General features: G+C 42.6%; 26 protein-coding genes and 1 pseudogene. 25 read left to right on the forward strand and 2 right to left on the reverse strand.

The features are described 5' to 3' along the window. The 5 genes and pseudogenes from ACYH0L_RS02485 to ACYH0L_RS02505 all read left to right on the forward strand — a co-directional run bounded on the left by ACYH0L_RS02485 (position 1) and on the right by ACYH0L_RS02505 (position 4,887). A complete protein-coding gene (locus tag ACYH0L_RS02485; protein ID WP_099728424.1) occupies positions 1–693 on the forward strand; it encodes an alpha/beta hydrolase in 693 nt (230 codons plus the stop codon). A gap of 127 nt (positions 694–820) precedes the next feature. Further along, positions 821–1,156, forward strand: a pseudogene (locus ACYH0L_RS02490) (avidin-fold protein). 168 nt (positions 1,157–1,324) lie between these two features. Then, the gene (gene cshA, locus ACYH0L_RS02495; protein ID WP_142353667.1) at positions 1,325–2,815 is read left to right on the forward strand and encodes a degradosome RNA helicase CshA; all 1,491 of its coding nucleotides are present in this window, start codon (positions 1,325–1,327) and stop codon (positions 2,813–2,815) included. Between the two features lie 112 nt (positions 2,816–2,927). Further along, positions 2,928–3,407, forward strand: a complete 480-nt coding sequence (locus ACYH0L_RS02500) for a PH domain-containing protein (protein WP_099728422.1) — start codon at positions 2,928–2,930, stop codon at positions 3,405–3,407. Further along, the gene (locus ACYH0L_RS02505; RefSeq protein WP_327925425.1) at positions 3,397–4,887 is read left to right on the forward strand and encodes a PH domain-containing protein; all 1,491 of its coding nucleotides are present in this window, start codon (positions 3,397–3,399) and stop codon (positions 4,885–4,887) included. The genes ACYH0L_RS02500 and ACYH0L_RS02505 overlap by 11 nt, the downstream gene beginning before the upstream one ends. Before the next feature lie 67 nt (positions 4,888–4,954). Here ACYH0L_RS02505 and ACYH0L_RS02510 read toward each other — a convergent pair whose 3' ends face one another. After that, positions 4,955–5,560 carry a rhomboid family intramembrane serine protease gene (locus tag ACYH0L_RS02510; RefSeq protein ID WP_099728420.1) on the reverse strand — a complete coding sequence of 202 codons (606 nt, stop codon included), beginning with the start codon at positions 5,558–5,560 and terminating at the stop codon, positions 4,955–4,957. Positions 5,561–5,654: 94 nt separating this feature from the next. On the opposite strand from ACYH0L_RS02510, the gene acpS reads away from it, so the two are divergent. From acpS to ACYH0L_RS02580, 14 genes are all read left to right on the forward strand, one after another. Further along, a complete protein-coding gene (gene acpS, locus ACYH0L_RS02515) occupies positions 5,655–6,020 on the forward strand; it encodes a holo-ACP synthase (RefSeq protein ID WP_482354328.1) in 366 nt (121 codons plus the stop codon). Between the two features lie 160 nt (positions 6,021–6,180). After that, positions 6,181–7,197, forward strand: a complete 1,017-nt coding sequence (locus ACYH0L_RS02520) for a LolA family protein (protein ID WP_099728418.1) — start codon at positions 6,181–6,183, stop codon at positions 7,195–7,197. Positions 7,198–7,336: 139 nt separating this feature from the next. After that, complete coding sequence (alr, locus tag ACYH0L_RS02525) at positions 7,337–8,518, forward strand: alanine racemase (protein ID WP_099728417.1); 1,182 nt, start codon at positions 7,337–7,339, stop codon at positions 8,516–8,518. A 291-nt stretch (positions 8,519–8,809) separates the two neighbouring features. After that, the gene (locus ACYH0L_RS02530; RefSeq protein ID WP_003214273.1) at positions 8,810–9,091 is read left to right on the forward strand and encodes a hypothetical protein; all 282 of its coding nucleotides are present in this window, start codon (positions 8,810–8,812) and stop codon (positions 9,089–9,091) included. 4 nt (positions 9,092–9,095) lie between these two features. Beyond that, positions 9,096–9,446: a type II toxin-antitoxin system endoribonuclease NdoA gene (gene ndoA, locus ACYH0L_RS02535; protein ID WP_003214169.1), complete on the forward strand. Its 351-nt coding sequence runs from the start codon at positions 9,096–9,098 to the stop codon at positions 9,444–9,446. Positions 9,447–9,563: 117 nt separating this feature from the next. Further along, positions 9,564–10,394, forward strand: a complete 831-nt coding sequence (locus ACYH0L_RS02540; protein WP_099728416.1) for an RsbT co-antagonist protein RsbRA — start codon at positions 9,564–9,566, stop codon at positions 10,392–10,394. A gap of 4 nt (positions 10,395–10,398) precedes the next feature. Next, complete coding sequence (gene rsbS / locus ACYH0L_RS02545) at positions 10,399–10,767, forward strand: RsbT antagonist protein RsbS (RefSeq protein ID WP_003214235.1); 369 nt, start codon at positions 10,399–10,401, stop codon at positions 10,765–10,767. Positions 10,768–10,769: 2 nt separating this feature from the next. Beyond that, positions 10,770–11,171, forward strand: a complete 402-nt coding sequence (locus ACYH0L_RS02550) for an anti-sigma regulatory factor (protein ID WP_099728415.1) — start codon at positions 10,770–10,772, stop codon at positions 11,169–11,171. Between the two features lie 10 nt (positions 11,172–11,181). After that, on the forward strand, positions 11,182–12,189 hold the full coding sequence (locus tag ACYH0L_RS02555) for a PP2C family protein-serine/threonine phosphatase (RefSeq protein WP_230031323.1): 1,008 nt from the start codon (positions 11,182–11,184) through the stop codon (positions 12,187–12,189). 59 nt (positions 12,190–12,248) lie between these two features. Next, positions 12,249–12,578, forward strand: coding sequence for an anti-sigma factor antagonist (locus ACYH0L_RS02560; protein WP_099728413.1), 330 nt, complete (start codon positions 12,249–12,251; stop codon positions 12,576–12,578). Beyond that, positions 12,575–13,063: an anti-sigma B factor RsbW gene (gene rsbW / locus ACYH0L_RS02565; protein ID WP_099728412.1), complete on the forward strand. Its 489-nt coding sequence runs from the start codon at positions 12,575–12,577 to the stop codon at positions 13,061–13,063. Before ACYH0L_RS02560 ends, rsbW begins: the two co-directional genes overlap by 4 nt. Further along, positions 13,029–13,817, forward strand: a complete 789-nt coding sequence (sigB, locus tag ACYH0L_RS02570; RefSeq protein WP_099728411.1) for an RNA polymerase sigma factor SigB — start codon at positions 13,029–13,031, stop codon at positions 13,815–13,817. Before rsbW ends, sigB begins: the two co-directional genes overlap by 35 nt. Next, positions 13,817–14,416, forward strand: a complete 600-nt coding sequence (locus ACYH0L_RS02575; protein ID WP_099728410.1) for a PP2C family serine/threonine-protein phosphatase — start codon at positions 13,817–13,819, stop codon at positions 14,414–14,416. Before sigB ends, ACYH0L_RS02575 begins: the two co-directional genes overlap by 1 nt. Before the next feature lie 77 nt (positions 14,417–14,493). Beyond that, on the forward strand, positions 14,494–16,653 hold the full coding sequence (locus tag ACYH0L_RS02580; protein WP_482354329.1) for a Tex family protein: 2,160 nt from the start codon (positions 14,494–14,496) through the stop codon (positions 16,651–16,653). A 19-nt stretch (positions 16,654–16,672) separates the two neighbouring features. Here the strand turns inward: ACYH0L_RS02580 and cmpA are convergent, their stop codons facing one another. Beyond that, positions 16,673–16,807 carry a cortex morphogenetic protein CmpA gene (cmpA, locus tag ACYH0L_RS02585; protein WP_008346893.1) on the reverse strand — a complete coding sequence of 45 codons (135 nt, stop codon included), beginning with the start codon at positions 16,805–16,807 and terminating at the stop codon, positions 16,673–16,675. A 99-nt stretch (positions 16,808–16,906) separates the two neighbouring features. Here cmpA and ACYH0L_RS02590 point away from each other — a divergent pair, with 99 nt between their 5' ends. From ACYH0L_RS02590 to ACYH0L_RS02615, 6 genes are all read left to right on the forward strand, one after another. Further along, complete coding sequence (locus tag ACYH0L_RS02590; RefSeq protein ID WP_099728407.1) at positions 16,907–17,380, forward strand: SprT family protein; 474 nt, start codon at positions 16,907–16,909, stop codon at positions 17,378–17,380. Positions 17,381–17,805: 425 nt separating this feature from the next. Continuing rightward, positions 17,806–18,783 carry a thiamine pyrophosphate-dependent dehydrogenase E1 component subunit alpha gene (locus ACYH0L_RS02595; protein WP_099728406.1) on the forward strand — a complete coding sequence of 326 codons (978 nt, stop codon included), beginning with the start codon at positions 17,806–17,808 and terminating at the stop codon, positions 18,781–18,783. 20 nt (positions 18,784–18,803) lie between these two features. Next, positions 18,804–19,841 (forward strand): alpha-ketoacid dehydrogenase subunit beta, encoded by a 1,038-nt coding sequence (locus ACYH0L_RS02600; RefSeq protein ID WP_482354330.1) that lies wholly within the window; start codon positions 18,804–18,806, stop codon positions 19,839–19,841. Positions 19,842–19,858: 17 nt separating this feature from the next. Continuing rightward, entirely contained in the window at positions 19,859–20,998 is a 1,140-nt protein-coding gene (locus tag ACYH0L_RS02605; RefSeq protein ID WP_230031327.1) for a dihydrolipoamide acetyltransferase family protein, read from the forward strand. A gap of 16 nt (positions 20,999–21,014) precedes the next feature. Further along, entirely contained in the window at positions 21,015–22,394 is a 1,380-nt protein-coding gene (lpdA, locus tag ACYH0L_RS02610) for a dihydrolipoyl dehydrogenase (protein WP_482354331.1), read from the forward strand. Between the two features lie 108 nt (positions 22,395–22,502). Further along, entirely contained in the window at positions 22,503–24,350 is a 1,848-nt protein-coding gene (locus ACYH0L_RS02615; protein ID WP_482354332.1) for a sigma-54-dependent Fis family transcriptional regulator, read from the forward strand. Positions 24,351–24,458 lie beyond the last annotated feature (108 nt).

Here is a 24,458-nt window from a genome sequence, read left to right on the forward strand (position 1 = left end):
ATGATTGGATGTCTATGTATACACGGTTTTACGGGAGCCCCTTATGAGGTAGAACCGCTGGCGCAGTATTTAAAGCAGACGACAGATTGGACCGTGCAGTCTATCACGCTTCCGGGGCATGGGGAGGAACTTCAATTAAAAGGCATTCTTTATCAAGAATGGATTGCGACAGCTGAACTAGAACTTTTATCCCTCTACCGAACATGTGACACCATTTATTTGGTCGGCTTTTCAATGGGCGGGATGATTGCCTCTTACTTAGCTGCGAAGTATCCGGTTGCCCGCCTTGTCCTTTTAAGTGCCGCGGCAAAATATGTGAACCCAAAACAGATGATCCAAGACACAAGACAGATGGTGAAGGAATCTTTGTCTGGGTTGATTGATACGAACCCCTTGTATGATCGGTATCGTCATAAGCTAACGAGCACGCCGCTATCAGCTGCTGTAGAATTTATGAAGCTGGTAAAACAAACGAAGAGCTCCCTTGAGAAACTTCATCTGCCCGTCTTAATTGTTCAAGGGGAAAGCGATGGGATTGTTCCCGCTTCTAGTGCAGAATTTATTTATCATAAAATCCCGTCTCATCAGAAAGAAATGTATTATTTACCTGACTGTAAACACCATGTTTGTCACGAGCCATGTGCACAGCAATTGTTTGAGAAAGTAGAACAATTTCTAAAAAAAGCAATTTAATATATAGAAAAGCGAAAATGTGGCTAAACTAATATAAATTGAATCCCACTTGTTAAAATCTGCAACATTTTTGTCGAATCAGTGACAGGCCTATGTTACAATAGCAAAGAAAAGGTGGTCGATTCGGTTGTTTCAATATGACAGAAAAACCTTTATCCCGCAGTCTAATTCGAGTAATGGGGAAGTATCAGAAAGAACCATATTTCAATATCGTCAGGACGGGAATATTTTAACGGGCATATATTAAGGCGGCAGTATTGTATCTGGCGGACTTGTAGGAACAGTGAAAGAGGATGGAACACTTCATTTTAGATACCACCATGTGAGCAAGGATGGCAGCATGAGAAGCGGGACCTGCGATCCTACACCTAAGCAGCTGGATAACGGAAAAATTCAACTGTTAGAAAAGTGGAGATGGATGGACGGAGATCAAAGTGAAGGTGAATCTGTCATTGTGGAGTAGTAGATATATCCATTTCTGTCTTGTTGAAAAACAAATAGTGTAATGGTAAGATATAATGTAGGGTAATTCGGGCTTTGTATATAATGGACCTGTCCTTTCAGAAAAGGGCAGTTTTTAATGATCATTCACGAGATTACTGAAACAGCAATTAGAAGGAGTTTGAATAATTTGACTATAACGTTTCAAGATTTTCAATTAAGCGAAAGTCTCATGAAAGCTATTAACCGCATGGGATTTGAAGAAGCAACACCGATTCAAGCAGAAACGATTCCTCTCGGTCTTCAGAATAAAGATGTCATCGGACAAGCACAAACAGGAACAGGAAAAACAGCAGCATTTGGTATTCCTCTGGTTGAAAAAATCGACCCAGCGTCTCCTAATATCCAAGCGATTATCATTGCGCCAACAAGAGAATTAGCTATTCAAGTATCTGAAGAGCTATACAAAATCGGCCAAGACAAGCGTGCACGCGTTCTTCCGATTTACGGTGGACAAGATATCAGCCGCCAAATCCGTTCGCTCAAGAAGAACCCTCATATCATCGTAGGGACTCCAGGACGTTTACTCGATCACATTAACCGTCGTACAATGCGTCTTCAAAATGTTGAAACAGTTGTGCTTGATGAAGCAGATGAAATGCTAAACATGGGTTTCATTGAAGACATTGAATCGATCCTTTCAAATGTACCAAGTGAACACCAAACACTTTTATTCTCTGCGACAATGCCTGCACCAATTAAGCGCATTGCAGAACGTTTCATGACAAACCCAGAGCATGTGAAAGTAAAAGCAAAAGAAATGACAGTATCTAACATCCAACAGTTCTACTTGGATATTCACGAACGTAAGAAATTTGATACATTGACACGTCTTCTTGACATTCAATCACCTGAGCTTTCAATTGTCTTCGGTCGTACGAAACGCCGTGTTGACGAATTGACAGAAGCGCTTAACCTAAGAGGTTATACAGCTGAAGGAATTCATGGTGACCTGACTCAAGCGAAACGTATGGTTGCGCTTCGCAAATTCAAAGAAGGTTCAATCGATGTGCTTGTGGCAACAGACGTTGCAGCACGTGGACTTGATATCTCTGGCGTGACACACGTGTATAACTTCGACGTGCCACAAGATCCGGAAAGCTATGTACACCGTATTGGACGTACAGGCCGTGCTGGACGTACAGGTATGGCGGTGACGTTTATCACACCACGTGAAAAAGATATGCTTCGTGCGATTGAGCAAACGACAAAACGTAAAATGGATCGTATGAAAGAACCAACTCTAGATGAAGCAATTGAAGGACAACAGCAAGTAACAGTTGACCGTCTACGCACGATCATCAGTGAAAACAACTTAAACTTCTACATGACAGCTGCTGCTGAATTGCTAGAAGATAATGATTCTGTCACAGTGGTTGCGGCTGCCATCAAAATGATGACAAAAGAGCCAGATGCAACGCCTGTTCGTTTGACAGATGAAGCACCAATGATTTCAAAACGCAATCGCAACAACCGCAGCTCTTCTAAACGTAGAGACGGCGGCGGAGGAGGCGGCTATCGTGGGAAAAGCCGTTCATCTTACGGTGATAAAAAGCGTTCATCAAATGATCGCAATCGTTCTTCTAGCGATCGTCGTCAAAAGAAATCTTATAACAACTAACATACAAGAGCGAATCCTTTGCAGGGTTCGCTTTTTTTAACAGGCTGATTGAAACTTTTTAGGCTCTGTTTCGTAATATATTGATAGAAAAATAAGAGAATGGGGGAAGAATGTGAGAAAACAGCCGCAACGTCAAATTAGCTTAAATGGATTAAAGGTATGGCGTCTTCAAAATGGAATTATCTCATTGATTTTCTTACTCATCATCATTGGGGTATTTATTGCTAGTTATTATTTTCAATGGCCATATTGGATTGGGGCCATCCTCGTCGGATTGTGGATCTTACAGATCATTTTCGGAATTTGGCTCATACCAAAAATCCGTCATCACATCTGGCGCTACGAAGTATTTGAAAATGAAATTGAAATACAGCATGGGCTGATTCGCGTTACACGCGTGATTGTGCCGATGGTGCGTGTCCAGCATGTCGATACATCCCAAGGACCGCTTTTAAGGCGCTATCGCTTGGCATCTGTTCAAATTTCGACTGCTGCCACTGTTCATGATATTCCAGCGTTAGAATTAGAAGAGGCAGATGAGCTTCGTGATTACATATCTCGTTTAGCAAGGGTGACGGAAGATGATGTCTGAACCAAAACGTGTACATCCAATCTCGATGTTCATTGATTTTATATCAGATGCCGTATCCATGATTAAAAACTTCATTATCCCTTTTTTCGTGCTTATTTTTGTGAACTCGAATTCAAGTATTCGCTTTTATGCGTTTATCATTCTTGGTGTGCTTCTTTTATGGAAAGCTGTTTCAACCGTTTTAGAATGGAGACGATTCACCTACCGGATGGAAGACGATGAATTTCGTGTGGAATCAGGTGTAATCACGAAAAAGAAAAAATATATCTCGTTAGAACGAATTCAAACGGTCAATACAAGTGAAGGCATCTTCCAGCGGATTTTCGGTTTGGTGCGAGTTCAAATCGAAACGGCAGGCGGGACGGATGGCCCAGAAGTGAGCCTGACGGCAATTACAAAAGCAGAAGCAGAACAATTGAAACAGTCGATTTTCAACCGGAAGAAAAGCTTGCAGCAAGAAGAAATGACGGATGAAACTGGTGATATACCGCATGATCATCTAACTGCCCAAAAACCTGTGGAGGAAGAAATCAACGTCTCCTATCGTATGGGTGTACCAGAGCTGCTTTTAACGGCTACGACTTCAAGCGGCATCGGTGTGATTATATCGGGTTGTCTAGCCATTTACACACAAATAGATGAAATTCTTCCTTTAGACGGGTTCGTCAAGCAGTTCTCCTTCTTAAGTCATGCAAGTGTTGAAATCTACGCGATTCTAATTTTTCTAGCCGTATTGATTGCTTGGATACTCAGTGTTGGAGTGACGGCGCTCCAATACGCTAATTTTGCTGCCAAACGAAAAGGAAATGACATCATCATTACAAGAGGACTCATTGAAAGACATCAAATGACCATTCCGCTTGCGAGAATTCAAGCAGTGAAAATCAAAGAAAACATTCTCCGTGAGCCTTTTGGGTTTGCTACTGTGATGCTTGTTAGTGCAGGAGGTTCTATTACAGAAAAAGAAACCTCTTCGGTCTTATTCCCACTGATTCGAAAGAAAAAAATCAATGAATTGTTGTCTCAATTTACAGATCATTATCACCTGACACCAGAAGCTGAGCTGAAAAAGGTGCCAAAGCGTTCACTCAAACGCTACCTGATCTCTTTCGGATTTGTTCCATTGCTCGTTGGTGTGATCCTTTCAGTACGTTTTCCGCCGTGGGGGTATTTGGCATTCATTCCGTTGCCAATTGCTTTGTTCTTTGGATACTTAGCCTATAAACAATCAGGTTATACGATCAAAGACCCATTGATTCAGCTGACGACAAGAGGCATCAGCAAAACCACCGGAATTGTATTGAGAAAACGAATGCAAAACTATACGGTGACCCAATCTTATTTCCAAAAGAAAGGCCGAGTGGCGAGTATTCACACCTTTGTGAAATCCTCTGCACTGCTTGATTCCTTTGGTGTGCATCACCTTGAAGAGAAAGATGCTGCACGTGTATTTGATTGGTATTCCTATGAAAAAAATTAAATCTTCTTAAACTAAAAAATGTCGATCAGCTCCTTGTCAAAAGGGATGATCGACATTTTTTATGAGATTAGTAGCGTCTTTTTTTGGAGTGGAAGAATAGGGTGATAGGTGCTAGGATCATGCCGCCTATCAATCCAAATAAGTGAGCCATAATATTGATATTCGAATTGACGAACGTCATGATGACAGAGACACCAAGAATCGTTAAGATTACCTGAGAATTGCCGCGATCCATCATGTGCGGTTTAAATAGGACAAGATACAGATAAACGCCAAACAAACCAAAAATAGCACCAGAAGCGCCGACATGTACATACTCTAAAGGCTCCACCCAATAGGTTCCGAGATTTCCAATGAACCCTGCCCCAAGATAAATGATGAGAAACCGAACCTTACCAAGCAAATACTCAAGCGCTGGTGCAAATAGGAACAAGGACATAGAATTGAACAAAATGTGTGTCAGACTTCCATGGAGAAAAATAGGGGTAACGAGCCGCCACCATTCTCCTGCTGCTACACCATAGTTGAAACCGACGAGATGGTCCTGCCCAAGCTGTATAATAGGGAAAGGAATAGCAAATAAAAGCCACAGACCTATTTGCAATGCAAGGATCGCTGTTACGATTGGATACGATCTAATAAATTGTTGAAAGCTCTCCGTTCGAATAAACATAACAAACCCCTTTTGACTAGATAATGGTAAGTTTATAGTAACACGTTTATGAAGCGAACATCCAAATTAGTACGAGTATCATAGGAGGTACCCCGTGATCAAAGGAATTGGCATTGATATTGTAGAAATCGACCGGTTGTCACGAGTGCTCAGCAGACAGCCCCGTTTACCAGAACGAATATTGACTTTAAGTGAACAGGACGTCTTTTACGCGCTAAGTGAAAAGAGACAGCTGGAGTTTTTAGCAGGACGTTTTGCGGCAAAGGAAGCTTTTGCTAAAGCATACGGTACGGGAATCGGTCAGCATTTAAGCTTTCATGACATCGAGATACAAAAAGATGATCATGGAAAACCTTTTCTCAAAAGCGAGAAAACGAAGGAAGACCAGGTTCATGTGTCCATTACGCACACAAAAGAATATGCTGCTGCGCAAGTTTTAATCGAAAGGTTGTCAAGCTAGTCTGCATATTGTTTGTCCCCCCTTCATATATTGGGTAGTGCGATAAGGAAGGGCGAGTTGCTAACAGGCTTTGATGGTTCGCGGTACGCAGTTAACTCTTTAGGCGTACTGTTAAAGCCAAACAAGCGGTTTCTTCCTTTTAACACAATTAACGAAGGGGTTGAAAAGGGTGAGAAAAAGCTTTGTTTTGCTTGTAACGGGGATCCTTTTTGTACTGATTCTCTCCGCATGCGGTCAAAAATCTCAGCAGGATATCGTTGGAGATTTAAACAAAAAGGCAGAGGAAATGACATCATACAAAGCCAAAGCAAAAATGACCATCGAGACAGGGAATGATCCGCAGGAGTATCAGGTGGAAATTTGGTACAAGAAGCCGGAGCTTTACCGTGTCTATTTAGAAAATCCGAAAAAGGATCAGAGTCAAGTCATTTTAAGAAATGGCAATGGTGTGTTTGTGCTGACACCTTCATTGAACAAAAGCTTCCGTTTCCATAGTGATTGGCCGAATAATAGCAGCCAGGTCTATTTATTTGAATCGCTAGTGAAAGACATTAAAAATGACAGTGCAGCTCAGTTCAAAGCGAAAGAGTCAAAGTATATTTTCGAAACAAAAACCAATTATCAGCACAACCAAATGCTGCCTACCCAAGAGATTACCTTTCATAAAAAAACAATGGCGCCTGCCAGTGTGAAAGTGCTGGATAGCGACAAAAAGCCAATGGTGAAAGTGGAATTCTCTCACTTTGAATTCAATAAATCCTTTGACAAAGATGCATTTGATGAGAAGAAAAACATGACACTCTCCCAAATGGATGTCGCCACAAGTGCAGACCCATCTGACAGTTTCGCAGTGAAAACACCAGTTGATATGCCAGAGGGCGTGAAGAAGATGGAAGAGAAAGAAATGACAACAGATGCTGGGAAACGTTATGTGATTACGTATGGCGGAAAGAAATCCTTCACACTCATTCAGGAAAAAGCGAGAGTGGCAGAAGCATCTACGCCTGTGACGATGAACGGCGAGCCAGTCGATCTTGGCATGACAGTGGGTGTTCTAACGGATCAATCTCTTTCATGGACATCTGACGGAGTCGACTACTTAATTTCCTCAAGTGATTTATCGAAGGAAGAGCTGTTAATGGTCGCAAACAGTGTCGAAGGCCAGTCAGCCAAATAAACGAATATCTCAGGCGAGAGCCTTGAAAATGAAACATCAGCCCTATGCAAGGGCTGATTTTCTTTGATTTGTTTCACATTATTCTTGATTTTTAGTATCATAATGAAGTATTGAATCATTCAATAGGGAAGTGTGACTGATGGACACAAATGCCTTTTATAGAGACACATGGGCAGAAATTGATTTAACAGCAATCAAGCATAATGTTTCACATATGAAAGATCATATTGGTCAAAAAGTTCAATTAATGGCTGTTGTAAAAGCCAATGCGTATGGACATGGAGATATAGAAGTGGCAAGAGCCGCACTCAAAGCAGGAGCAGACTTGTTAGCCGTTGCCTTTTTGGATGAGGCCATTTCTTTAAGAAATAAAGGCATCAAAGCACCGATTCTTGTACTCGGCGCAGTACCGCCAGAGTATGTCAAAGTCGCCGTGAGATACAACGTCATCATGACTGCTTACTCAATCGAGTGGCTGAGAGATGTAATCAAAGTAGTGAAAGGACAGATTGGACAACCCATTCGTTTTCATTTGAAAATTGACAGCGGAATGAATCGTTTAGGTGTTAAAACCTTAGCGCAAGTGAGCGAAGTGAAAGAGCTTGCCTGCGATCATTCTTATTTACAGCTGGAAGGTGTATTTACTCACTTTGCGACAGCAGATGAAAAGGATGAGGACTACTTTGATATGCAGATGGACACCTTTCAAACATTGCTTCAGCCGCTTCATACGGACAAACTGCTCGTTCATTGCGCCAACAGTGCAGCAGGTCTAAGGTTTAAAGAAGTATTGTTTAATATGGTCCGTTTCGGCATCAGTATGTACGGGCTGTCACCGTCAGAGGAAATCAAAGATGAATTGCCTTTCAAGCTGGAAGAAGCCATGTCTCTTCATACAAAGCTAGCGCATGTGAAGCTTATTCAAAAGGGTGAGAGTGTCAGCTACGGAGCGACCTATACAGCCAATCAAGATACATGGATTGGCACGGTTCCGATTGGCTATGCAGACGGCTGGATCAGGAAGCTGGCAGGAACGGAAGTGCTCGTTGGCGGAAAGCGCCGGAAGATTGCTGGAAGGGTATGTATGGATCAATTCATGGTTGAATTGAAAGAGAACATTTCAGCAGGCGAACCAGTCGTTTTGATTGGTTCACAAGGCGAAGAAAAGGTATCAGTCGATGAAATTGCCAAAAGGCTTGAAACCATTAACTATGAAGTCACTTGCTCGATTGGCCACCGGGTCCCAAGAGTATATATAGAGGACGGCAAAAGGGTTCATGTGCGTAATCCGCTGCTTCAAGGCGGGCCAAGCTTTTTATAAGTAGCTATTAGGGGAACGATGTCCAAACCGACATCGTTCTCTTTTATTCTACAGAGAAGGAATAAATATCCTCCCTTTTTTAGAGATTTTGGAAATACCGTATGATTTTCGAAAAAAAGCGTATAATGGGAAAGAGGGACTCCATTATCATTTTGAATTACGGGTGGCCGACCGCTTCATGTTCTAATAAGAAATCATGAAAACAGCTTTGCTTGTGCATTGAATAATGGTATGATTAGTCTTGGAATGGATCGAAACGGTATCCGTAAGTTTTGTGGAGGTGTATGTTTTTTGTCTGAATCCAGCGCAACAAACGAAATGAAGATTCGACTGCCCGAGGCTTTGATGTCTGAAATCGAACGAGTAGCAGAGCAGGATAAGGTAACAAGAAATGAATTGATCTACCGAGCGACAAAAACGTATATTCGTGAACGTAATATTCGACAAAATCGTGAATCGATGAGACGCGGCTACATGGAGATGGCGAAAATTAATCTGAATATCTCTTCAGAGGCACAATATGCAGAATTTGAGGCTGAGAATACAGTTGAGCGATTAGTCAGCGGGGGTTAAACATTTGATTGTTAAACGCGGTGATGTTTACTTTGCTGATTTATCTCCTGTTGTTGGCTCCGAGCAGGGCGGGGTTCGCCCGGTATTGGTGATTCAAAATGACATTGGAAATCGCTTCAGCCCGACTGCTATCGTTGCAGCCATAACAGCCCAAATACAAAAAGCGAAATTACCGACTCACGTCGAAATTAATGCAAAGCGCTACGGCTTTGAACGAGATTCTGTCATTCTTTTAGAGCAGATTCGTACGATCGATAAACAAAGATTGACAGATAAAATCACACATCTTGATGATGAGATGATGGAGAAGGTTGATGAAGCCTTACAAGTTAGTTTGGCTCTTATTGATTTTTAATATGGTGATACTTGGTTGCTCTCCTGTGAGCAACTTTTTTTTGTGTTCATTTTTTATTAAGGCTATAATGGAGAGAGAATGAAAGTTATTGCTTTTTATGTACGCAGGGGGTAAATTATGTCGAATCATATCGTGTTAGCTTTTGCGAGAGCACACCAAAAGGAATTAGAAAAAGAATGGACTGACATCTTCAAACGACTCGGAGAAGAAGAAACGGACATGATGCTAAACGATAAAATGTATGAAACGATTTGTTCCGAATATGTCCAGCTTATTCTGGCATCCCTTTCAGAGGCGAATGCTGAGGATTTTGAAGAAAAAGTGCAATCTTTTGCTTTGAAAATTGTACAAATGGGTGTATCACTTAAATTACTGGCAAAAGGGCTAACGGAAATCCGTTCACACTTATATCAAAAAATGAACAGTGACAAAAATACTGAACAAGGAAGTAATGAGCTCATCTGGGAAATTGATCGGTTCATTTCACCTGTTCATAACGAAATATTGAATCACTACTCCATCTCATGGGAGAAAACCGTCAACCTTCAAAAAATTGCGTTACAGGAACTATCTGCTCCGCTGATTCCAGTGTTTGAGCACATCACTGTCATGCCTCTTGTAGGAACAATTGATACAGATCGCGCGAAGAAGATCATGGAGAATCTGTTAAATGGCGTCGTGAAACATCGATCACAGGTGGTCTTAATCGACATTACCGGTGTACCTGTCGTTGATACAATGGTGGCACACCATATCATTCAAGCGTCAGAGGCTGTGAGATTAGTAGGTGCAAAATGCTTATTGGTCGGTATTCGTCCAGAAATCGCCCAAACCATCGTCACTCTTGGAATTGATTTATCTCAAGTTACAACAAAGAATACCCTTCAAAAAGGAATTCAAACTGCTTTAGAAATGACAAATCGAAAAATTGTTTCATTGGAGGGATAACCCAGTGAGAAATCACCCGAAGATTCCAATCTTAAAATTATATAATTGTCTTCTTATTTCTATACAATGGGAGCTTGATGACCAAACGGCTCTTCATTTTCAAGAAGATTTACTCAATAAAATTCATGAAACAGGAGCGAACGGCGTTGTCATTGACCTAACATCTGTTGATATGATTGATTCATTTATCGCAAAAGTATTAGGTGATGTCATCACGATGTCAAAGCTCATGGGGGCAAAAGTTGTATTAACAGGAATACAGCCGGCAGTCGCTGTGACACTCATTGAACTTGGTATATCACTGGAAGAAATTCAGACTGCATTAGATCTTGAACAAGGGCTTGAGACATTGAAGCGGGAATTGGGGGAATAGATATGAAAGACCAATCCTGTGTGAAAATTTTGACGGAATGGGACATAGTCGCGGCAAGACAACTGGGACGAAATGTTGCAAAAGAACTGGGCTTTGGAACAGTTGACCAAGCAAGAATTACGACGGCCATTTCAGAATTAGCTCGAAACATCTATTTATACGCTGGTAAAGGTCAGATTTGTATAGAAGAAGTGATGGAGCGTGGAAAGCGTGGACTTAAAGTCATCGCAGCCGATGAAGGGCCTGGTATCATGGATATACGCAAAGTGATGGAAGACGGATTTTCTACATCAGGCGGACTCGGAGCAGGTCTTCCGGGAGTGAGAAGACTGATGGATGATTTTAAATTAGATTCTACACCAGAAGAAGGAACGGAGATACAAGCTGTCAAGTGGCTTCGCTAGGAGGGAAACCATGGATTTTAAGGAGGTAATGGAGCAGCGGTATCATCAGCTGCTCAGTCGTTATATCAGTGATCTAACTGAAACATCGCTTTATCAAGCTCAAAAATTCAGCCGAAAAACCATTGAGCATCAAATACCTCCTGAAGAAATAGTGAGTGTTCACCGAAAAGTAATTCAGGAGCTATACCCTGATTTGCCGGAAGATGTCTTTCATTCACTAGACTTCTTAATTGAAGTCATGATTGGGTACGGACTTGCCTACCAGGAACATTTAACACTCAGAGGCATCCAGCAAGAAATTAAATCGGAGATTGAAATTGCTGCAAATGTTCAGCAAACCCTTCTGGAAACGAAAATACCAGAAGGTGACACCTTTGATATTGGGGCCATTAGTGTGCCGGCAAAACAGATGAGTGGAGATTATTTTCACTTTGTCACTGATCACCATACAATCAATATCGCGATCGCAGATGTGATTGGGAAAGGCATCCCGGCTGCGCTCTGTATGTCGATGATTAAGTATGCGATGGATTCCTTGCCGGAGTCAGGGAGCGGCCCAACGAAGGTGCTGAAAACCCTTAATCGTGTTGTCGAACAAAACGTAGACCCAAGCATGTTTATCACGATGTTCTATGGCAGCTATAATACAGAAACACATGAATTTAAATACGCATCGGCTGGTCATGAGCCGGGCTTTTTCTATTGCAGAAAAGAGAACCAATTTTACGATTTAGATGCGAAAGGGCTTGTCCTTGGAATCGCACCAGACTTTGATTACAGGCAGTATGAGAAGCATTTGGATATTGGAGATATGGTCATTTTATTCTCCGATGGTGTAACAGAATCTAAGGCAGAGGACGGTTTCTTAGAGCGGGAGGATATCAAAGCGCTCATATCAGAGCACCTATCTTACTCGGCTCAGGAAATGGTGGATGCCATCTATGCCAGCTTACTCAAACTGCAAGATTTTCAGCTGCATGATGACTTTACATTACTTGTCCTGAAAAGAAAGGTTTAGAAAGTGAATACGCGGGTATATAAAATTCAAGGAAACAAGAATTTCGAGGTGAATGCATAATGAATATGTCTGTAAAAGAGCATCAAATAGATCATAAAACGAAAATTAGTGTCAGCGGAGAAATTGATGTGTACTCCGCTCCTGAGCTAAGAGAAACGCTTATGCCTAAAGCAGAGCAAGGAGAGCATCTAGAAATCTGTCTAAAGGATGTTTCTTATATGGATAGCACAGGTTTAGGTGTATTTGTGGGGCTGTTTAAAGCGGCTCAAAAAGCAGGTGGAACATTAAAGCTTGAGAACTTGTCGGATCGGCTTGTGAGGTTGTTTGAAATTACTGGATTAAAGGACATCATTGACATTTCTGCAAAAACAGAGGGTGGGGTACAATGAACGAATCAGTAGATCTAATCGAGATGAAAATCCCGGCGAAACCAGAATACGTAGGCATCATTCGTCTGACTCTTTCAGGCGTAGCAAGTCGAATGGGTTATGCCTATGAAGAGATTGAGGACTTAAAAATTGCCGTCAGTGAGGCCTGTACAAATGCAGTTCAGCATGCCTACAAAGGTGATCATGGCGAAAATGGAGAGGTAGCAGTTCGCTTTCTTGTCTATGAGGATCGTCTAGAAATCATTGTCGCTGACAAAGGCGGTAGCTTTGACTTTAAGCAAAAGCAGGAAGGACTAGGGCCTTATACATCTGCTCATACGGTGGATCAATTGGCAGAAGGAGGTCTTGGTTTATATTTGATGCAAACATTAATGGATGAAGTCGAGGTGCAAGCAAACTCCGGAGTTACTGTGGCAATGACAAAGTTTTTAAACAGGGAGCGAGTTGACCATGACACAACCATCCAAAACTATGAAACTAACTAAAGATGAAGTGGATCGCCTCATCCAAAGCTATCAAAACAATCAAGACGAGCAGGCGCAGCTCACGCTTGTTGAATGCTATACAAACCTGGTCGATATGCTGGCGAAAAAATATTCCAAAGGCAAAAGCTTTCATGAGGATCTAAGACAAGTTGGAATGATTGGTTTACTCGGCGCAATCAAGCGTTATGACCCGCTTGTCGGTAAATCATTTGAAGCCTTTGCGATTCCAACCATTATCGGGGAAATCAAACGCTTTTTACGTGATAAGACATGGAGTGTCCATGTACCAAGGCGGATTAAAGAGCTCGGACCAAGAATCAAGATGGCAGTTGATCATCTGACAACGGAGACGCAGAAGTCACCTAAAGTACAAGAGATTGCAGAATATCTAGATGTGACAGAAGAAGAAGTACTTGAAACAATGGAGATGGGCAAAAGCTATCAAGCGCTGTCTGTAGACCAAGGCGTAGAGGCTGATTCTGAAGGAAGCACCGTCACCATTTTAGACGTCGTCGGCTCACAGGAAGAGGGCTACGAACGTGTAAACCAAAAAATGATGCTTGAGAGTGTGCTTCATGTTCTGACGGATCGAGAAAAAGAAATTATCAATCTCACTTATTTGCAAAATAAGAGTCAGAAAGAAACAGGCGATTTACTCGGCATATCCCAAATGCATGTATCGAGACTGCAGCGGAAGGCAGTTAAAAAGCTACGAGATGCATTATCAGAAGATGCGTCTATGGAGCTAGGGTAATGAAGCAGATCGAACAGCATGAGCATGTGAACGCCATTATCTATCAATCGAATAAAGAAGGGAAATCATGCTGCGGGGACAGTTTTTTTATTAAAGCAGATGATGAAGAACTAATTTGTGCTGTAGCAGACGGATTAGGCAGCGGCCAGTTCGCCAATGAATCATCTTCTTTAGTTAGTGAAATTGTCGAAGAATATGGACATGAGGATGTGACGACCCTCATCGACAGATGCAATCAGGCCATGAAAAATAAACGCGGGGCCACGGTTGGCATATTAAAGGTGAATTTTTCCCAGCAGCAATTTACCTATTGTTCGGTTGGTAATATCCGATTTATCTTGAATGCACCTTCTGGCGACTATATTTATCCGCTTCCGACATCAGGATACTTATCAGGGAAACCTAGGAAATATAAAACATACACCTATTCCTACGAAAAAGGATCGACATTCATAATGTATTCAGACGGACTGAATGTGCCAAACATGCGAATGTGTTTAAAGCATAGCCATTCAGTTGCAGATATTGCAACGCAACTTGAAACATACACACAAGACAAAAAGGACGATCTCACCTATGTACTTGGTCAGCTCATGTGAAAATAGCTGACCTTTTTTCTGTTTTGCCGGTTTTTTTGATACACTAAAAGAGAAGACACAGTGAGAGGATGCAAAGTATGAAGACATCTGACGTTTTATTGAAACAAATTGCAACAGAATTAAAGCTTTCAACGAAACAAATTGAAAGTGTGATCCAGCTATTAGAGGATGGCAACACCGTCCCATTTATTGCTCGTTACCGGAAAGAGCAGACAGGCTCACTGGACGAGGTGCAAATTCAAACCATCTCTGAGCGCTATACATATATCCAAAATGTCACTACCCGAAAAGAAGAAGTCATTCGCTTAATTTCTGAACAAGACAAACTGACTGATGAATTAAAACAGAAAATCGAACAGGCTCATAAGCTGCAAGAGGTCGAAGATTTATATAGACCATTCAAACAAAAGCGTAAAACAAAGGCAAGTGTGGCAAAGGCAAAAGGGCTGGAGCCGCTGGCAGAATATTTGCTCAAGCTGCCGAATGATCATATCCAAAAGCAGGCTTCTGCCTTTATGAGCGAAGAAAAAGAAGTGACAAGTGTAGAAGAAGCACTTGAAGGCGCTCAGCATATTATTGCTGAACAGCTGGCAGATGACCCTGATATGCGAAAATGGATTCGCAGTGAAACGTACCAAAAGGGGAGTCTTGTCACATCAGGAAAAGACGTTGAAAGCGATGAGAAAAACGTTTATGAAATGTATTACGATTATCAAGAGCCGATCAAAAAGATTGTGCCCCATCGTGTACTTGCGGTCAACCGAGGAGAAAAAGAAGGCATTTTGAAAGCAGCCATCGAACCACCTGCTGAAAATATTCGTTTCTATCTCGACAAACAAGTCATAAAGGGCAAGCAAACGACGGCGAGACCGTATATTGAAGCGGCTATTGACGATGCTTACAAACGCCTCATTCAGCCTTCGATTGAACGTGAAATACGAAAAGAGCTGACAGAAAAAGCAGAAGAGCAAGCCATCCATATTTTCGCTGAAAACTTAAGAAAACTGCTGCTTCAGCCGCCGATGAAGGGGAAACGTGTACTAGGAGTGGACCCCGCATTTCGTACAGGCTGTAAATTAGCGGTCGTTGATGATACGGGGAAAGTTCATCATATTGGGGTCATTTACCCGCATCCACCCGTCCAGAAAAAAGCGGAAGCCAAACAAAAAGTAAAAGAGATCATTCAATCATCAAACATTGAAGTCATTGCAATTGGAAACGGAACAGCCTCAAGAGAGACAGAACAATTCATCGCAGACCTGATTAAAGAGCTGGATCAGCCGGTGTCATATTTGATCGTGAATGAAGCAGGGGCAAGTGTTTACTCCGCGTCTGCACTAGCGAGAGAAGAGTTTCCAGACCTGCAAGTGGAAGAAAGAAGTGCCATTTCAATCGCGAGAAGATTACAGGATCCTTTAGCAGAGCTCGTGAAAATTGATCCGAAATCTGTCGGGGTGGGCCAATACCAGCACGATGTGAGTCAAAAGCAATTGAACAGCTCGCTAACCTTCGTTGTGGAGACGGTCGTGAACCAAGTCGGTGTGAACGTCAATACAGCCTCACAGGCGCTGCTGCAGTATGTGTCGGGCCTTTCAAAAGCCGTCGCAGGGAATATCGTCAAGCGCCGCGAAGAGATTGGGAGATTCACAAGCAGAAAAGAACTGAAGGATATCCCAAGACTTGGTGCCAAGACATATGAGCAGTGTATCGGCTTCCTGCGCATCGCAGACGGACAAGATCCACTTGATCGTACAGGCATTCACCCTGAAAGCTATAAAGAAACAAAACAGTTCTTACGCATGATCAAGATGACGCCAGACGATCTTGGAACAGAACAATTAAAAGAGAAAATCGCTGAGGTGAAGCTGGATGAAGCAGCGGAGCAGCTTGAAATTGGTCCAATTACACTTCAGGATATCATCGATCAGCTGACAAGACCTGAGCGTGATCCGCGGGATGAAGTACCAAAACCGCTATTAAAAACAGATGTATTGAAATTGGAGGACTTGAAGCTAGGAATGGAGCTTCAAGGAACGGTGAGAAACGTCGTCGACTTCGGCGCATTCGTCGATATTGGTGTGAAACAGGATGGACTTGTCCATATTTCAAAGCTAAGCAATCGTTTTGTGAAGCATCCGCTTGATGTTGTGTCAGTCGGTGACATTGTGACCGTGTGGGTAGACTCTGTTGACCAGGCAAAAGGCCGCGTTGCCCTCTCCATGCTGAAACCAGAGTAAACAAAAAACGAGGCGCACCTTAGGATGGGGTGTGCCTTGATGTGACTGAATGTTTTTTTCTATAGAAGTACCAGCATTGATTCAGCAATTTGATTTGGTAATGATTTTTTTCATAAAATGCTTTCTGCATCTGATTTTTCAGCCAGTTGGGCATCGCCCATTCCTCCTTTGATCGAAACAGTGGATGTACCTTCAATGTATGCAAAGGGGAAATTGTCCTGTTCGAGGTTTTTATAGAAAGGAACGATCTTGTTTGAACCAGCCGCAATTACAACAGTTAACAGAGCACATTTCTCAGCAGTTCTTTGGTAAGGAATTTCGCCACAAGGCTGTTTTTAATGACCGCTTAAAAACAACAGGCGGGAGATATTTACTTGGTACACATGATATTGAATTGAATCGCCGATATTTAGAGGAGCATGGAAGAGATGAATTGATCGGTATCATCAAGCATGAGTTATGTCACTATCACCTCCATCTCGAAGGGAAGGGCTATCAGCATCGTGATCGCGAGTTTAAAGAGTTATTGAAACAGGTAGGAGCCCCGCGCTTTTGTACACCGTTAAGGGCTGTGCAAAACAGGCGAGGTGCGCAGAAACGCCATGACTACGTTTGTACAGGATGCGGCAAGCATTTTATCAGAAAAAGACGATTTGATACCTCTCGCTATGTCTGCGGCGTCTGCAAAGGAAAATTGACTTGGCACCGTACGATAGATTCAGTGTGAAAAGCATTCCTAGAGGGATGCTTCAGCGTGTAGACAAACCCTCGCATTCGTTGTCAGTCCTGCGTGCCGGTGCTCACGAATGTCACATTCACTCCGCTCCGGTACTCGTCCTTCCTAGACTGCAAAGGTTTTCTATCACGCTGAAAAAAAGAAGACAAAGGGCTAAAATAAAGGTCATTTCAGCCCTTTGTCAACAATCTGGAGCATTCCTAGAGGGATGCTTTTTTATGTCCAATCAAAATGGAACATCGTCTGATATGCAGGAGAGAAAGTAAACATATTGAGACAAAAAGAGATACATGTCTCATTTTGTCTCTTTTTTTACGGCTTGAATTGTCTAAAGCCTATGTTTCAACATGTCGTGATGTTGGCACGTTTTTTGCTTGTATATAAGTGCAAGCAAAAAAGATAGGAGGTTTTACAACATGGAAGTCGCATTGACAAAAGAAAAAGCGGTATGGATGTATCAAAAAATGCTGGAAATCCGCCAGTTTGAAGATCGAGTACACACACTTTTTACAAAAGGAATCCTGCCAGGCTTTGTCCATCTTTATGCTGGGGAAGAAGCTGTCGCTGTAGGAGCCTGTGCCCACCTGAATGAAAAAGACACCATCACAAGTACACACCGTGGCCACGGGCATTGTATAGCTAAAGGCTGTGATCTAAAAGGAATGATGGCAGAAATTTATGGGAAAGCCACAGGTTTGTGTAAAGGAAAGGGAGGGTCAATGCACATCGCAGATTTTGATAAAGGAATGCTTGGTGCCAATGGAATTGTTGGAGGTGGATTTCCGCTGGCTTGTGGAGCAGCCCTAACAGCTAAATATAAGAAGACAAAAAATGTAAGCGTTTGCTTTTTTGGAGATGGGGCAAACAATCAAGGAACATTTCACGAAGGTATCAATCTCGCAGCCATCTGGAAATTGCCTGTCATTTTCATCGCAGAAAACAATGGCTATGGGGAAGCGACACCATTTTCCTATGCTTCAAGCTGCAAATCAATCGTGGATCGAGCCGCCGGTTATGACATTCCTGGGATTCAAGTAGACGGAAAAGATGTGATGGCAGTTTATCAAGCCGCAGAACAAGCAATTGAACGAGCAAAAAATGGAGAAGGTCCGACATTGATTGAATGCATGACATATCGGAATTATGGTCATTTTGAAGGAGATGCTCAGCGTTACAAAATAAATACGGAAAGAACAGAACACCAAGAAGAGAAAGATGCCATCGCTCTTTTTAAAAATGAATTATTAAAGAAGCAGCTGCTTACGAATACAGAAATATCAAGTATTGAAGCGGCTGTAGCGGAAGCGATAGATGAAGCCGTTAGATTCAGTGAAGAAAGTAAATATCCAGATCATACTGAATTATTGACCGATGTGTATGTTTCGTATCAATAAATCAGAAAGGGGAAAGGAAAATGACAAGAGAAATCAGCATGTCTAGTGCATTGAACGAAGCGATCAAACTTGCGATGAGAAGAGATGAGGATGTCATTTTAATGGGGGAAGATGTTGCAGGAGGCGCTCATGTGGATCACTTGCAGGATGATGAAGCATGGGGCGGTGTTCTCGGTGTCACAAAAGGAATCGTTCAGGAGTTTGGACGTGAGCGAGTCCTTGACACGCCGATTAGTGAAGCTGGCTATGTCGGTGCTGCCATGGCAGCTGCTTCAACAGGGCTAAGACCCATTGCGGAACTCATGTTTAATGATTTTATCGGCACTTGTCTGGACCAAGTGCTGAATCAAGGGGCGAAATTCCGATACATGTTTGGCGGAAAAGCGGAGGTGCCCGTCACCATTAGAACAACACATGGGGCGGGTTTTAGAGCAGCGGCTCAGCATTCTCAAAGTTTGTATGCGCTATTTACGAGCATTCCTGGATTGAAAGTGGTTGTGCCTTCCTCGCCATACGATGCCAAAGGTTTACTACTGGCATCAATTGAGGACCAGGACCCTGTCATCTTTTTCGAAGACAAGACGCTGTACAATATCACAGGAGACGTTCCAGAGAGGTATTACACACTGCCGATTGGCAAAGCAGATGTGAAGAGAGAAGGATCAGACGTGACCATCTTTGCAGTAGGCAAACAAGTTCATACAGCACTCGAAGCGGCAGAACAGTTAGCTATGCAAGGAATTGAGGCTGAGGTCATTGATCCGAGAAGCTTGTCGCCACTTGATGAAGAGGCTATTCTGGCTTCGGTAGAAAAAACAAATCGGCTTGTCATTGTGGATGAAGCAAATCCAAGGTGCGGAATTGCCGCAGATATTTCTTCTTTGGTTGCTGATAAAGGATTTGATTTACTCGATGCTCCAATCAAAAAAGTGACGGCTCCTCATACACCGGTTCCGTTTTCACCACCTCTTGAAGATATCTATTTGCCGACACCTGATAAGGTTGTGAGCACCGTATTAGAAATGATTGGCGATAATCAAGACAAGATATTGAACTAAAGAAAGGAGAGAGAAAGATGGCTGTCGAGGTTGTGATGCCGAAATTGGGCATGTCGATGAAAGAAGGCACTGTATCTGTATGGAATAAGCAAGTCGGAGAGAGCGTAAACAAAGGGGAAAGCATTGCAAGCATCAATTCTGAAAAAATTGAGATGGAGATCGAATCACCTGCTGAAGGCACCGTATTGGAAATCAAAGTGCCTGAGGGAGAAGGTGTCCCTCCTGGCACGGTCATTTGCTATATCGGTGATGGAAATGAACAGGTTGAAGAAAAGAAAGAAGAAAGAGGCTTGCCGACAAAACCAAAGAAAGAGAGAAAGAAAATCTCCCCTGTTGCTCGTAAAATGGCTAACAATGCAAATCTGGACATTGACACGCTGGTGGGAACCGGACCAGACGGGAGAATTACAAAAGCCGATGTGCTTCAGGCACTTCCTGATCAGAAAGAGAAACAAATACAAAACAATAAGACAGACCATCAACCTGTCAACATGATGCGAAAAACAATTGCCTCACGGATGATGAAAAGTCTGCAAACAAGTGCACAACTCACAATTACGATGAAAGCGGACGTGACAAAACTGACAATATTACAACCTCAGTTGAACGAAACAGCCATAGCCCGTCACGATACAAAATTGACCATGACCGATTTTGTAGCCAAAGCAGCGATCCTTTCATTACTAGAACACCCTGCGATGAACAGTCAATATCAAAATGAAAGAGTGGAAACTTTTGAGTATGTTCATCTTGGGATAGCTGCTGCTTTAGAAAACGGCTTGGCTGTGCCGGTTATTCGACATGCGGAGCGACTATCGCTCATTGAGCTAGCGAAAAACATCAAATTGTATGGCAAAAAAGCACGTGAAGGCAAACTTCTTCACGAAGAAATCGAAGGCTCTACCTTTACGATCACCAACCTTGGTGCCTATGGTGTAGAGCATTTCACTCCGATTTTGAATCCGCCGGAAGCAGGTATCCTAGGCATCGGCACAATGTATGAAACCCCTGTTTATCAAGGTGATGAATTGTGCAAAGCCCATATCCTTCCACTCAGTCTGACGTTTGACCACCGCGTGCTGGACGGGGCACCAGCATCCGCATTTTTATCATCTGTAAAAGCATATTTAGAAAAACCAGTATCCATTCTTTTATAGGAAGAAGGGAAATACGATGACACTAGTTATTATAGGCGGCGGACCTGCAGGATATGTGGCGGCAATGACAGCCGCTCGTTTTGGAAGAGAGATTGTGTTAATTGATCAAGGACAGTTGGGAGGAACCTGTCTCAATGAAGGATGTATTCCAACCAAATCGCTTTTGCAAAGCGCCGATATGTACGAGGGTGTGAAGTCAGCTGCGCATTTTGGAATTGAACTTCCAGGGGAAAAGCCCATCATCCAATGGGATTCCGTTCAAAAACGGAAACAGTCAGTCGTCAAGCAACTGACAGATGGCGTTCGCTATTTGATGAATAAAAATAAAATCAAGGTGATAAATGGGAAGGCATCATTTCTTTCTGCACATGAGATGTTGATTGAAAGTGAAGGGGCGTCTGAAATCATTCAAGCAAAACAAATCATTATTGCATCAGGGGCAGAGCCTGCTGCCTTACCTTTTGCGCCATTTGATGGGAAATGGTTGATTGACAGCAAGGATGCAATGTCGCTCCCTTCGATACCAGATTCGCTTTGTATCATTGGTGGTGGGGTGATCGGGTGTGAGTTCGCAAGTATCTTTAGCAGAATGGGGACAAAGGTTGTTATGATTGAACAGTCGGTACACATTTTACCTGAAGAAGATGACGATATTGCACAATGTCTTCACGATCAACTTGAAGAAGCAGGTGTGGACATTTTGACATCGGCTGCAGTCAAGCAGCTTGATTCAACCTCAAGGAAAGTGGTGATTGAGAGAAAACATGGTGAGCGGTGTGAAATCCAGTCTGATCTTTGCTTAGTGGCAATTGGCAGAAAGCCGCGGCTTGGAAAGTTGAATCTTGATCAGATTGGCATTGAATATGACAGGAACGGGATCAATGTCAATGAGCATATGCAAACCAATCTCCCGCATATATATGCGTGCGGCGATGTCACAGGAGGAGTACAGCTTGCTCACGTTGCTTTTCATGAAGGCACGATTGCGGCATCCCATGCATCAGGTGAACATGTAAAGGTCAATGAACAAGTGATTCCAAGATGCATCTACACCTCTCCAGAAATCGCCAGTGTTGGTTTAAATGAAGAGAGTGCTAGAAAACAATATGGGGATATTCGGATAGGGACATGTGCATTTTCTGCAAATGGAAAAGCGTTAATTTTAAATCAACCAGCCGGTCAAGTAAAGGTCATTGTAGAACCGCAATTTCAAGAAATTTTAGGTGTATCAATCATCGGACCGAATGCAACAGAACTGATTGGACAAGCGGCGTTGATGATGCATACAGAGATGACTGCTGATACATTAGAGCAGTTTATTGCGGCACATCCGACACTTTCAGAGGCGATACACGAAGCCTTGCTGCAAACAATGGGACGAGCGATGCACTGCTGAAAAAGACTCTTTTTCTATCCGATTGACTTCTTGGGTTAGCCAATGTTAATTGAAAGCGCTTTTATATTTATCTATAATGAATAAAAAGCCCCCAGAGGAGAGGATGGAATGAATCCGACACCTTGTTATTTAAATACGTGGAAACGTTTTGTTCGTGAAGGTTTGCTTGATAAGTCTCGTCTGGATAAAAGAGTGATGGAATCATGGCACAGGTGTAAACAGGCAAATGTTAATCCGTATTTAGATAAAGGACAGTCGTTCTTAGAAAAGGAATTATTCAGTGCCCAAAAAAAGAAATATTCATTATTCCTCAATACCGCTCTTCCTTACTTAAATAAAATCAGTCAGCAATTAAAAGAATCTGACATGCTGGCCTTACTCATCGATGCAGACGGTTATGTGCTAAGTCTGACAGGAAGCCAAAGGACGATGGTGGAAGCGAGAAAAATTAATTTTATGGAGGGTGCGCGCTGGACTGAAACAGATGTAGGGACAAACGCGATCGGAACGGCACTCGTCATCGGAGAAGCTGTGATGATCAACGGAACTGAGCATTTTTCTATCGCCTCTCATCATTGGAGTTGTTCAGCCGCCCCTATTCGTGATGTAGACGGTACGATCATAGGGGTGATTGATATCTCCTGTATGGCGGATAACAAGCACCCTTTTATGCTTGGAATGGCTTCAACGGTTGCTTATGCCATAGAGAGAGAAATTCAAGTCCAGCAAAAAAGGAGAGAGATGGAGCTCATCACTCATTGTCTCCAGCAGGTGGAAGCGGAGGAACCGTATGTTGTCTGTAATGAAAAAAAGCAAATTGTTTCTGCAAGCAGGTCGATTAGAGAACGATTTTCAGACTGGTACGGAATGGATGTCGAGCGGCTTAAGGGTCATCCATTTGTTATCCGGGGAAAGCAGATCATTCAATCAGAGCAAGATGGAAAGATGCTAGGCATTTCTCTTTCCCTTGAAGAAGCAGCGAAAAGCAACATAACCGTTTCTTTTGCTCAATTTCCCGGGGAATCCGGAACAAGTAAGGTGTTTCAACAGACGCTCATCGAGATGAAGAGAGCGGCACAAACAGATGCTAATGTATATATTTGGGGAGAAACAGGTACAGGGAAAGAACTGGCCGCTAGAGCCATCCACTCAGCCAGTGAAAGGCATAGAGGGCCGTTTATTGCTGTTAATTGTGGAGCCATTCCTGAAAGCCTGTTAGAAAGCGAATTATTTGGCTATGCTGAAGGGGCTTTTACAGGGGCAAAACGTCATGGAGCAAAAGGAAAATTTGAACAAGCTTATAAAGGAACACTCTTTTTAGACGAAATTGGCGAAATCCCATATGCGATGCAAGTAGCGCTTCTTAGGGTGATAGAAGAAAGGAAAGTCGTACCGCTCGGCGGGACACATGAAATCCCTTTGGATATTAGAATTATTACAGCGACACACCGAAATATGAACGAACTGCTGAAGGAAGGAAAAATACGAGAAGACTTGTATTATCGTCTTCATGTCTACCCAATCAACATCCCGCCACTTAGAGAAAGAAAAGAAGACATCCATGATTTATATCGTTATTACCAAAAGAAGCACCACTGGAATGCGGTATTTCCTGAATCATTTTTTCAGAAATTGCAGGAGTATCATTGGCCAGGAAACATACGAGAGCTTTTTAATCTGTTTGAACATATAAGGGTCCTCTTTCCTAAAGGCGGTTGGATTGGTGAATCGCAATATGCTTCAGTATTAGAGGCGATTGATCAGAAAAAGCAGAAGCTTCATCCAGCAGAGTGTACTGAGATTCCAAAAGAACTTACGTTTAGAGAGCGCATTCAAAAGCAAACAGTGATAGAAGCACTTCATAAAACGAAAGGTCATGTGTCAGAAGCAGCGAGGTTAGCAGGGGTGCCAAGAAGTACCTTTTATAAGTGGATGCGAAAGTTTAAGCTGTCTTAATCTCCTGAAGAAGGTTGCATCAAGGCCCTTGGTCTACGTTAAGAGGTCGGGGCCTTTCTGCCAAGTTAAACAAATGGCATGGAATAAGGCTTGACTGTTATATTAGTA

The sequence above is a fragment of the Bacillus sp. MC1252 genome (assembly GCF_056838025.1).

Bases quoted from the DNA above. Each gene is read 5' to 3' on its own strand.
- rsbW (WP_099728412.1), top strand. From the start codon at position 12,575: ATGAACGAATCAGTAGATCTAATCGAGATGAAAATCCCGGCGAAACCA.
- ACYH0L_RS02505 (WP_327925425.1), top strand. From the start codon at position 3,397: ATGATGTCTGAACCAAAACGTGTACATCCAATCTCGATGTTCATTGAT.
- ACYH0L_RS02555 (WP_230031323.1), top strand. From the start codon at position 11,182: ATGGATTTTAAGGAGGTAATGGAGCAGCGGTATCATCAGCTGCTCAGT.
- ACYH0L_RS02550 (WP_099728415.1), top strand. From the start codon at position 10,770: ATGAAAGACCAATCCTGTGTGAAAATTTTGACGGAATGGGACATAGTC.
- ACYH0L_RS02560 (WP_099728413.1), top strand. From the start codon at position 12,249: ATGAATATGTCTGTAAAAGAGCATCAAATAGATCATAAAACGAAAATT.
- ACYH0L_RS02615 (WP_482354332.1), top strand. From the start codon at position 22,503: ATGAATCCGACACCTTGTTATTTAAATACGTGGAAACGTTTTGTTCGT.
- ACYH0L_RS02540 (WP_099728416.1), top strand. From the start codon at position 9,564: ATGTCGAATCATATCGTGTTAGCTTTTGCGAGAGCACACCAAAAGGAA.
- lpdA (WP_482354331.1), top strand. From the start codon at position 21,015: ATGACACTAGTTATTATAGGCGGCGGACCTGCAGGATATGTGGCGGCA.
- ACYH0L_RS02580 (WP_482354329.1), top strand. From the start codon at position 14,494: ATGAAGACATCTGACGTTTTATTGAAACAAATTGCAACAGAATTAAAG.
- cmpA (WP_008346893.1), bottom strand. From the start codon at position 16,807: ATGCCCAACTGGCTGAAAAATCAGATGCAGAAAGCATTTTATGAAAAA.
- ACYH0L_RS02510 (WP_099728420.1), bottom strand. From the start codon at position 5,560: ATGTTTATTCGAACGGAGAGCTTTCAACAATTTATTAGATCGTATCCA.
- ACYH0L_RS02575 (WP_099728410.1), top strand. From the start codon at position 13,817: ATGAAGCAGATCGAACAGCATGAGCATGTGAACGCCATTATCTATCAA.
- ACYH0L_RS02595 (WP_099728406.1), top strand. From the start codon at position 17,806: ATGGAAGTCGCATTGACAAAAGAAAAAGCGGTATGGATGTATCAAAAA.
- ACYH0L_RS02605 (WP_230031327.1), top strand. From the start codon at position 19,859: ATGGCTGTCGAGGTTGTGATGCCGAAATTGGGCATGTCGATGAAAGAA.
- sigB (WP_099728411.1), top strand. From the start codon at position 13,029: ATGACACAACCATCCAAAACTATGAAACTAACTAAAGATGAAGTGGAT.
- ACYH0L_RS02600 (WP_482354330.1), top strand. From the start codon at position 18,804: ATGACAAGAGAAATCAGCATGTCTAGTGCATTGAACGAAGCGATCAAA.
- alr (WP_099728417.1), top strand. From the start codon at position 7,337: ATGGACACAAATGCCTTTTATAGAGACACATGGGCAGAAATTGATTTA.
- ACYH0L_RS02485 (WP_099728424.1), top strand. From the start codon at position 1: ATGATTGGATGTCTATGTATACACGGTTTTACGGGAGCCCCTTATGAG.